9 protein-coding genes are annotated in these 8,553 nt (G+C 35.9%); 2 read left to right on the top strand and 7 right to left on the bottom strand.

The window, feature by feature from the left end:
- A partial coding sequence (locus tag ACN0QX_RS14425) for a hypothetical protein (protein ID WP_417197955.1) occupies positions 1–198 on the bottom strand: 198 nt, incomplete at its 3' end.
- Positions 199–446: 248 nt separating this feature from the next.
- Here ACN0QX_RS14425 and ACN0QX_RS14420 point away from each other — a divergent pair.
- Entirely contained in the window at positions 447–1,250 is an 804-nt protein-coding gene (locus tag ACN0QX_RS14420; RefSeq protein ID WP_417197957.1) for a GIY-YIG nuclease family protein, read from the top strand.
- A 36-nt stretch (positions 1,251–1,286) separates the two neighbouring features.
- Here the strand turns inward: ACN0QX_RS14420 and ACN0QX_RS14415 are convergent, their stop codons facing one another.
- Positions 1,287–4,244, bottom strand: a complete 2,958-nt coding sequence (locus ACN0QX_RS14415) for a DNA polymerase III subunit alpha (RefSeq protein ID WP_335587986.1) — start codon at positions 4,242–4,244, stop codon at positions 1,287–1,289.
- Positions 4,245–4,248: 4 nt separating this feature from the next.
- A complete protein-coding gene (gene dinB / locus ACN0QX_RS14410; protein ID WP_335587985.1) occupies positions 4,249–5,463 on the bottom strand; it encodes a DNA polymerase IV in 1,215 nt (404 codons plus the stop codon).
- A gap of 134 nt (positions 5,464–5,597) precedes the next feature.
- Between dinB and ACN0QX_RS14405 the strand changes: the two genes are divergently transcribed.
- Positions 5,598–6,314, top strand: coding sequence for an SOS response-associated peptidase (locus tag ACN0QX_RS14405; RefSeq protein ID WP_335587984.1), 717 nt, complete (start codon positions 5,598–5,600; stop codon positions 6,312–6,314).
- Positions 6,315–6,439: 125 nt separating this feature from the next.
- Here the strand turns inward: ACN0QX_RS14405 and ACN0QX_RS14400 are convergent, their stop codons facing one another.
- From ACN0QX_RS14400 to ACN0QX_RS14385, 4 genes are all read right to left on the bottom strand, one after another.
- A complete protein-coding gene (locus ACN0QX_RS14400; protein WP_335587983.1) occupies positions 6,440–6,766 on the bottom strand; it encodes a helix-turn-helix domain-containing protein in 327 nt (108 codons plus the stop codon).
- Positions 6,767–6,957: 191 nt separating this feature from the next.
- Positions 6,958–7,620 (bottom strand): ATPase, encoded by a 663-nt coding sequence (locus tag ACN0QX_RS14395; protein WP_417197952.1) that lies wholly within the window; start codon positions 7,618–7,620, stop codon positions 6,958–6,960.
- On the bottom strand, positions 7,617–8,159 hold the full coding sequence (locus tag ACN0QX_RS14390; RefSeq protein ID WP_417197950.1) for a hypothetical protein: 543 nt from the start codon (positions 8,157–8,159) through the stop codon (positions 7,617–7,619). The genes ACN0QX_RS14395 and ACN0QX_RS14390 overlap by 4 nt, the downstream gene beginning before the upstream one ends.
- A gap of 4 nt (positions 8,160–8,163) precedes the next feature.
- Positions 8,164–8,442 (bottom strand): helix-turn-helix domain-containing protein, encoded by a 279-nt coding sequence (locus tag ACN0QX_RS14385; RefSeq protein ID WP_008615716.1) that lies wholly within the window; start codon positions 8,440–8,442, stop codon positions 8,164–8,166.
- Positions 8,443–8,553: the final 111 nt, after the last annotated feature.

The following is an 8,553-nucleotide window of genomic DNA, read 5'->3' as shown; positions in this document are numbered from 1 at the left end:
AAGATCAGCATTCTCTCCGAAGAAATGTCCTGCATTGAATAAGAATCCCACCAAGAATATCACTCCAAGGATTATGGGAAATATGGTTCGAATGGTATTTGAAATATCATTGACTGAATCTTCAATTCCTCCAATCTGCGCCAATATGGTATTGGAAATCAGCAGGAATAATAGCGTGAAATAAGTTGCTTTTTTCATAACGGAACGGTTTAAATTTTTGATTCGTTTTCGTTAGTAAAAAAGTACAACTATTAAACACTTAAAGTACTTACAATCAATTATTTGTGTATAAAATATAGCTTAAAATCAATTACTACTATTTGATAATAAAATGACTTAAACTATAGGATTTTTGAGAAGCTATTTGTTGATATGTATGGATGCCGTATTTTTACAATTGGAAAAAAAGGGCGATTTTGAGTGTACTAAACACAATTTTTTCATAAATAACCATAGAAATACGCATTGCAATCGATATACATGATCAAATAGCATCCTTACCAAAAGCAGCTGGTGTTTATTTTTTTTATGATGCTAAAAAAACTATTATATACATTGGAAAGAGTATCAATATCCAACAGCGTGTAAAACAACATTTTTCAGGGAAGGATCGCAAATCTCAAAAGCTACAACACTTTACCGACTATGTGAGTTATGAGCTTATGGGAAGTGAACTTATATCATTGCTCTATGAGTCACACCTTATTAAAAAACACCATCCTATTTACAACCGTTCGCAACGCCGAAAAATTTATCAATATGGGTTGTTTCTATCGAATACGAATGGATATCAAGCCTTAACTATTGGAAAGATTGCCTCAGTGTCCAAAGTAATTACTACGTTTTCCACCCTGAATGAAGCCAAAGAAATGCTTTTTCGCATTACAGAGAAATATCAACTTTGTCAGAAAATTAATGGGTTGTATAAAACAAAATCATCTTGTTTTCAATACCAACTCAAAATGTGCTTTGGTGCTTGTCTATCCATGGAAGCTCCAGATAGTTATAATCAGCGTGTAAATGAATTTGTAAGCAAAACCAAGCTTCAAGACTACACGAGTCTAATCGAGCTAGAAGGGAGAACAGAAGATGAACTGGGATTGGTATACATTGAAAATGGGAATTACAAAGGCTTTGGTTTTTGTCCAATGAACACTCCAAAACAAACGCAATTAAAGTTTATAACCCCATATGAAAACAATCGTGATATTCAAAGAATCCTAGTGCGGTATGTAACCAATCGACCCTAAAACAATTCAAATTCAATTACAATCATAAAACAATTCTTATACAAACCTCGGATCCTGCACATAGGTTTCTTTTCGCATTTTAATTACCTCGATACTCAAGTATCCAAACTCACTGACCACTTTACCATAGATACGATATACCCCAATTCCTTTAAACTTATATTTTTGGGCAATGACTGGAAATAATACCACATCAAAGACAAGTCCATTACTATCAATAAAAGTAGCAAAAAACATTTCTTTTTGATTGCTGGTACGCGCATATTTCGTAGTCACTAAATACCCATAAATATCAATTTTACGGTTTAAATACCGTGGCATATCAGCAGCACTTAGAGAGCTTTCTGGTATTTCTAACAATAATTCAAATGGACGTTCTAAGGTAAACCCAAGTAATTCCAATTGATCAAAGGTCATTTCTAAACTCGTGGTTTGTAATACAGGAACGTTATGAGAACGTTGTTGCAATTTAAAAAGCGGATATTGGGTGTCAAAGCGTTGGAGATGTCCTAAGGTAAAATGCGCTTTCCATAGCAGTTCGTATTTATCAATTCCTGTAAAACTAAATGCTCCAATACGAATTAAAATACTCAGTTGTTCAATGCTTATGGTTACGCGATCCATAAAATCTTCTAAGCTTAAAAATTCACCATTATGCACTCGCTCCTTAAGAAGCCGTTGCGCACAACGCGCTTCAAAATCTTTTAGGAACATAAATCCAAGATAAATAGCCTTACCATCAATAACGGTTTCTATAGCGCTTTTATTCACACAGGGTAAATGAATAACACCCCCAAGCATTTCTGCCTCATAGAGATAGATTTCAGGACGGTAAAACCCACCCCCATTATTGAGTACTGCTACCATATATTCCAAAGGATAGTAAGCTCTTAAATACAAACTTTGATAACTTTCCACGGCATAAGAAGCAGAATGCCCTTTGGCAAAGGCATACCCTGCAAAGCTTTCTATCTGTTTCCATACTTCAAAAGTTAAAGCATCCTTATACCCTTTATGGCGACAATTCTCAATAAATTTTTGTTCTACTGCTTTGAATTCTTCTCTGGAGCGGTATTTACCACTCATCCCTCTACGAAGCACATCAGCTTCTCCTAAAGACAGTCCTGCAAAATGATGCGCTACTTTAATTACATCTTCTTGATAGACCATCACCCCATAGGTATCTGGCATGATCGATAAGAGTACTGGATGTGCTTGTTTGATACGTTCTGGATCATGGTGCCTAAGGATATACTCTCGCATCATTCCACTTTGGGCAACCCCAGGTCGTATAATAGAACTAGCAGCAACCAGTCCTAAATACGTATCCACTTTTAATTTACTAATCAACATCCGCATTGCTGGAGATTCCACATAAAAGCATCCCATGCATTGCCCATGACTTAACATAGTATTGATCTTTTCATCCTTTTTAAAGCGTTGTACTTCATGAATCTCGACATCTAATTCTTTCCCCTTGTTATAACGAATAATCGCCAAAGCTTCCTTTATTTTAGCGAGTCCTCTTTGTCCCAAAATATCGTATTTATGTAACCCTACATCTTCAGCTATATGCATATCAAATTGTACCGTAGGGTAGCCCTTAGGGGGAAGAAATGTGGCCGAAAAATAAGAAAGTGGCTTTTCACTAATCAAAATCCCACTCGCATGCACACTGATATAATTAGGCATTCCTTCAATAAGCCTTCCATATTGAAGCACTAATTTCGACCATTGATCCAAACTTGCTAAAGTAAAATCCCCCCTACTTAAACGATCGATATCTTCCTTCGGAAGTCCAAACACTTTTCCAAGTTCCCTAACGACTCCTTTGTATTTAAAAGTCACATAGGTTCCCATAAGCGCTACATGGTTATAGCGCTCAAATATATACCGAGTTACATCATTGCGATCCCGCCAGGAGAAATCAATATCAAAATCAGGAGGGGTACTACGAAACAAGTTCATGAATCGCTCAAAATATAAATCTAACTCCAAGGGATCTACATCGGTTATTCCTAAGAGGTAAGCCACAATACTATTGGCACCACTCCCCCGCCCTACATGAAAATATCCCTGTTTTTTAGCATAGCTGACAATATCGTAATTGATTAAAAAATAAGCCACAAAATCCATTTGATGAATCAATGCTAGTTCTTTTTGCATTCGCTTAGATGCAGCATGTGAATCATCAGGATACCGATAACCAAGTTGTTCAAGGCACAAGGTTTCTAAGAGTTCTTGATCCTTTTCTCTACTACCTGTATAAGTGTGTTGATTCTGACTTTGCTTTTCTTTTGAAAAATCAAAAGAAACCTTACATTGTTTTAAAAGCAAAGCGGTGTTTTCTAAAATAAAAGGATACTCCCGAAACAATGCATACACGTTATCCATTGGATACATAACATCATCAGGACTGCCTTGTTCAGCTACTGAAAGCTTGCTCAATAAGGTATTATTAGCAATGGCTCTTAAAAGTCGATGCGCATTAAAGTCTTTTTTTGTTCTAAAAGAGACAGGCTGTTGAAAAACCAGCTTATCTTGGTACTTTATGTATTTAGAAAAAGGTAACTTCTTAAGGTCTTTCACAGAAATTCCAATATACTCATAAGGCTTCAATTCCGTTAACTCCCATTCCAATACTTTTTCAAAAGGATAAACTACAAAAGCATTTAAAAAGTCAGGAGCGCGCTCAAATGTTCTTTCCCCTTGATGTAAATAATCTGATAAAAAGGTATTCAGTTCTTGAAACCCTTCATTATTTTTTGCAAGTCCTACAAATTGCTGATCAACCCCATTTCTAAAATCAATCCCAACGACTGCATGCATATGAAATTCCTCTGCTTTGCGAAGAAAATTCAAACAGGCCGAAGTATTATTAATATCTGTAAGCGCTATGTACTTTACATGATTGGCTACCGCTAATTCCAAAAGTGTTACTTCTGAAAAAGTCCCATAGCGCAAGCTGTAATATGAATGACAATTTAAATACATTGCTTTACTGTTTTCTATGTGCTAATACCGTAGGTGGTTGTCCATTAAAAGGATTCTGCATTCGACCAATAGTTCTAGCACCCATGGAAGCAGCTCGAATCACACTTTTATCACCATAACGCAAGCGTATATTATCCATAGCTTGGTATAAATTGATCATCTCTTCCGTGTCTTCGAACAAATGGATTTGATAATTTCCGTGTACTAAATGACTAAAACGAACTCCGATGAGTCGTACTAAAAGTCTTCGATTGTATAGTTGATGAAATAATTCCAATACTTTAGCAATTAGGATATGGTCAGCACTCGTATAGGGAATCTTCAATTGCTTGGAGACCGTCTGAAAATCAGAATACCGAAGTTTTACAGCAATACATGCGGTGAGTTTTTCACCACGTCGAAGCTGATAAGCCAAGTTTTCTGTCATAGCAGTTAACAAACCTTTAAGCATAGCCACATCAATGGTGTCTCGGTCAAAGGTTCGCTCGGTAGAAATGGATTTGCGCTCTGAAAAAGGAATTACTGGGGTGTTGTCTACTCCACAGGAGCGTTCCCATATGGTTAATCCGTTTTTTCCAAGTACCGTATACAACATTTCTTTGGGCATCTCTTGTAAAGTTCGCACCTGTTTAATTCCTAAATTTCGAAGTGTTAAAAAAGTCTTTTCCCCTATCATTGGAATCTTCCGAATGGAAAGTGGCGCTAAAAAGGGACGTTCAAACCCTGAATCTATTTTTAATTGATTATTAGGCTTGGCTTCACCTGTGGCTACTTTTGACACAATTTTATTTACCGATAGCCCAAACGATATTGGAAGTCCAGTTTCTTTGATGACTTTTTTCCGCAATTCTGATGAAAACTTATAAGAACCAAAGAACTTATCCATCCCTGATAAATCGGCATAGAACTCATCAATACTCGACTTCTCAAAAAGTGGAACACTTTCCTTAACAATATCGGTTACCAGTTCTGAGTGTTGGGTATAGACACCAGCATTCCCTTTGATCACTATAGCTTCTGGACACAGCTGTTTTGCCATCTTCATGGGCATCCCGCTATGTACTCCATAAGCTCTAGTCTCATAACTACAGGCAGCTACAACACCACGATCGCTTATACCACCTACTAAAAGAGGACGCCCCTGCAAGCGACTATCAATCAAGCGCTCTACGGAAACAAAAAATGTATCCAAATCCAAATGAAGAATTGTGCGTTCCATCTTTATTATTTTTTACAAAATTAGGAATAATTCCATTTTATTGGATTATTTCCATTTTTATTTATGAACAATTCTAAATTACAGCACTTGTATATCTAACAAATCAACCTTAACTTTATGATAAACTGTTAGATATGTGTTATCATATTTCACAAAGGCAAAAGAATCCAGAAAAGATTGCAGCTATTTTTGATGTGGAAACAATAGTAGAGGAATCACATATTCCTGTTCATTATCATTTAAATGGATTTTCCCATGGTCGACTCTTAGTCATTACAGAGGAGAATCCTGATGAAATTCAATTAGCTACTTGGGGAATAGCACCTCCAAACTATTCAGAAGAACTCCAAGCCTACTGGAAAAAATATACAGGCGGTACTTTAAACACCCGGGATGATAAATTTTTTCAAAACTATTACAATTGGAAAGATGAAGCGCTCTTAGAGCATAAATGTTTAATTCTCATCGATGGGCTCTATGAACCCCATAAACCTAAAGATGGCAAAACGATTCCCTTCTTTTTTGAACGTCCCAATAGTGAAATGTTCGCTCTTTTTGGCATCTACACTAAACAGAAAAATCAACTCACTTGCTCCGTAATCACTACTACTGCTGACCCCTTATTTGAAAAGATACACAATGGTGCTAAACGTATGCCCATGTGTATTGATCCACAAGACAAAGATTATATGCTAAGACTCCAAACTGAAGAAAGCCTAAAAGAAGAATTCAGCATCTTCAAATCCATCCCATTAAATACCTACCCCGTAAGCAGCGATGTCCTTAATTCTCATATTGATTCGGATACCTCAGAAGTCATAAAAGAAGTAAATTACAAGGAATTAATGTAGACTAAAAACATATAAATACAACAAAGCATATCGAGAGAAAGACAAACCTTTTGTAAGGATTAAAAACTTTAATGTTAGCACCGGCTTAGCTATTATTCATAATCATTGTTTAAGATTGTGAATTTTTAATTAAATAATGCTCTGTATTGCAAGGGTGTTTGTTGTGTGTTTTTCCTAAACATCGTACTAAATGATTGCGGATGCTCAAATCCCAAATCGTACGCTATTTCCTTTACACTCAAACACGTGGTCGAAAGTAGTTGTTTTGCCCTATCTATTATACATTCTTGAATATGTGTTTGCGCATTTTTCCCTGTACTATTTTTCAATAGATCACTCAGATAATTAGGAGATATATTGAGCTTTTCTGCAAAAAAGTTAACTGTAGGCAGCCCCGAATGTATTGCTTCATTTTTAAGATAATTTTCAATCAACCCTTCCAATTTAACCACGATATCATTGTTTACTTTCCTCCTAGTGAGAAGATAACTGCAATAAATTAAGTCAAAATAAATTTCCAATTATAACGAACTCGATTCTAAGAAAAGTAAAAAAATAGATTTATTATGGAGAATAAACAACTCATGCATTCTAAAGGTTCTCTAGAAAAGAAATCGCTTTCTTTTTAAAATATAACCAACTGTTATTTTCTCTTATCCTTACTTTTTTTATCAAAAGCTACCAGATTAAATAGCTCACGCATTCGAGAGCGTACACGGTTTCCATACCGTGCCTCCAGTTCTTTTGCATTTAAATTAGTGGTGGCATGTGTTTTTACCTTATGCCCCATCAACAATTCATGTCTTGATAACAAGATCTCTCCCAACACATTACAATCCTTTCCAAAATGGCGTCCAATAGGTTCTACTCCTAGATCATCAAAACAATAAAATCGGTGATCTCCATATTGTTCAATTATTCGATACCCAATATTGTTAAATCCGAAAACAATATTTCGAGAAGGAATGAGCTCATACGGCTTTTGATGGGGTACTAAATGGCGCATTAGTTTCATTAAGCTGGTTTTTCCACACCCTACAGGCCCGGATAGTAAAAGTCCTTTCCCGAGATCAATTCCCAATTTCTTGCAGGAAGCTTCATCTCGGATATAATACACAAAAAGCTTGTATAAAATAGGGTGATCTTCGTTGTATATCTTAAACTTCTTTCCAAATAAAAGTTTCCCTTTGGCATCAAGGTATATCAGCATTTTTTTAAAATCATACAAAACGAGTCCCCCACGAAATTCACCCAGATGAAATTCAACACCTCCCTCCTTTATGATATGTGGTTGATATTTTCTCACAATGGCTCGTTGTAATTTTTATCCGTACTAATCTTTAGGTGATCCAAAAATTGGCCAACAGGCTGCTTGGTTTTATTTGTACGCAATTTTTTAAATTTAGAATTTTCGATAAAATTATGTTTGCCCATGTTTTTATAGTTTTCTAAAGTTTGAATAGGTTTGTTAATAGATACCACGGCTGGTTCATTACTTGTACCTATATTGGTACGCCTAGGGTTCATAACTTGTCTATCGGTTGTCCCAAAAATGGTCATGCAAATCATACTCCCTTTAAATGGATTATGTGAGGGGTTGTATTGTAAATAGCCCCAATAATCTAGTTCCTTTATACACCGATGATAGGTAGTCTTGGATCCTATCTTTGAAAGTAGCATGACTTCCCCTCGTATTACATGAAAACTTCGCATAAAATGAGCGGCATTCCACAATTGGAATAAAGCCATATACAAACTAATATGTGTCGGGTTTAACCGATTATCTTCAATGAACTTTTCATAGGTAGCATTAAGCTGTTTAATGTAATTTACTCCTGCTGCCATACGCTTAAAATCCGTTTCTGATTTTATTGTTTTCCAACACCTGCATAATTTCCTTGTAATCATAATACAACACCCCTCCTATTTTGGTATACGGCAGTGTCCCATTGATTCGTAAATTTTGTAGTGTCCCTGGTGAAATTCCCAACAGTTCGCGAACTTCATTGGATTTGAGCCACTTTTTAGAAGGCGTTCCGTTTTGTTCCTGTAATACTTGTTTGATTGCATCCAACAGTTCCAATTTAAACTGATACAGATCTTCGGTAGTAATAATTGTTGCTCCCATAAAATTTATGTTTTTAAAAACAAAGCCGCCATTTGTAAACGTATTTATAAACCAATGACGACTTTGCGTTGATTTAGCTCACGAACATTCATATTTTATTAATTTGGTGTT

Source organism: Bizionia sp., assembly GCF_048259285.1.
Taxonomy (GTDB): domain Bacteria; phylum Bacteroidota; class Bacteroidia; order Flavobacteriales; family Flavobacteriaceae; genus Algorimicrobium; species Algorimicrobium hallyeonense.
Note: the sequence above shows the minus strand (reverse complement) of the source record. Positions and strands in the feature narration are given on the sequence as shown.

What these genes read in the sequence shown, in the direction of transcription:
- ACN0QX_RS14385 (WP_008615716.1), bottom strand. Translation starts at nt 8,442, where the DNA reads ATGGGAGCAACAATTATTACTACCGAAGATCTGTATCAGTTTAAATTG.
- ACN0QX_RS14390 (WP_417197950.1), bottom strand. Translation starts at nt 8,159, where the DNA reads ATGGCAGCAGGAGTAAATTACATTAAACAGCTTAATGCTACCTATGAA.
- ACN0QX_RS14415 (WP_335587986.1), bottom strand. Translation starts at nt 4,244, where the DNA reads ATGTATTTAAATTGTCATTCATATTACAGCTTGCGCTATGGGACTTTT.
- dinB (WP_335587985.1), bottom strand. Translation starts at nt 5,463, where the DNA reads ATGGAACGCACAATTCTTCATTTGGATTTGGATACATTTTTTGTTTCC.
- ACN0QX_RS14405 (WP_335587984.1), top strand. Translation starts at nt 5,598, where the DNA reads ATGTGTTATCATATTTCACAAAGGCAAAAGAATCCAGAAAAGATTGCA.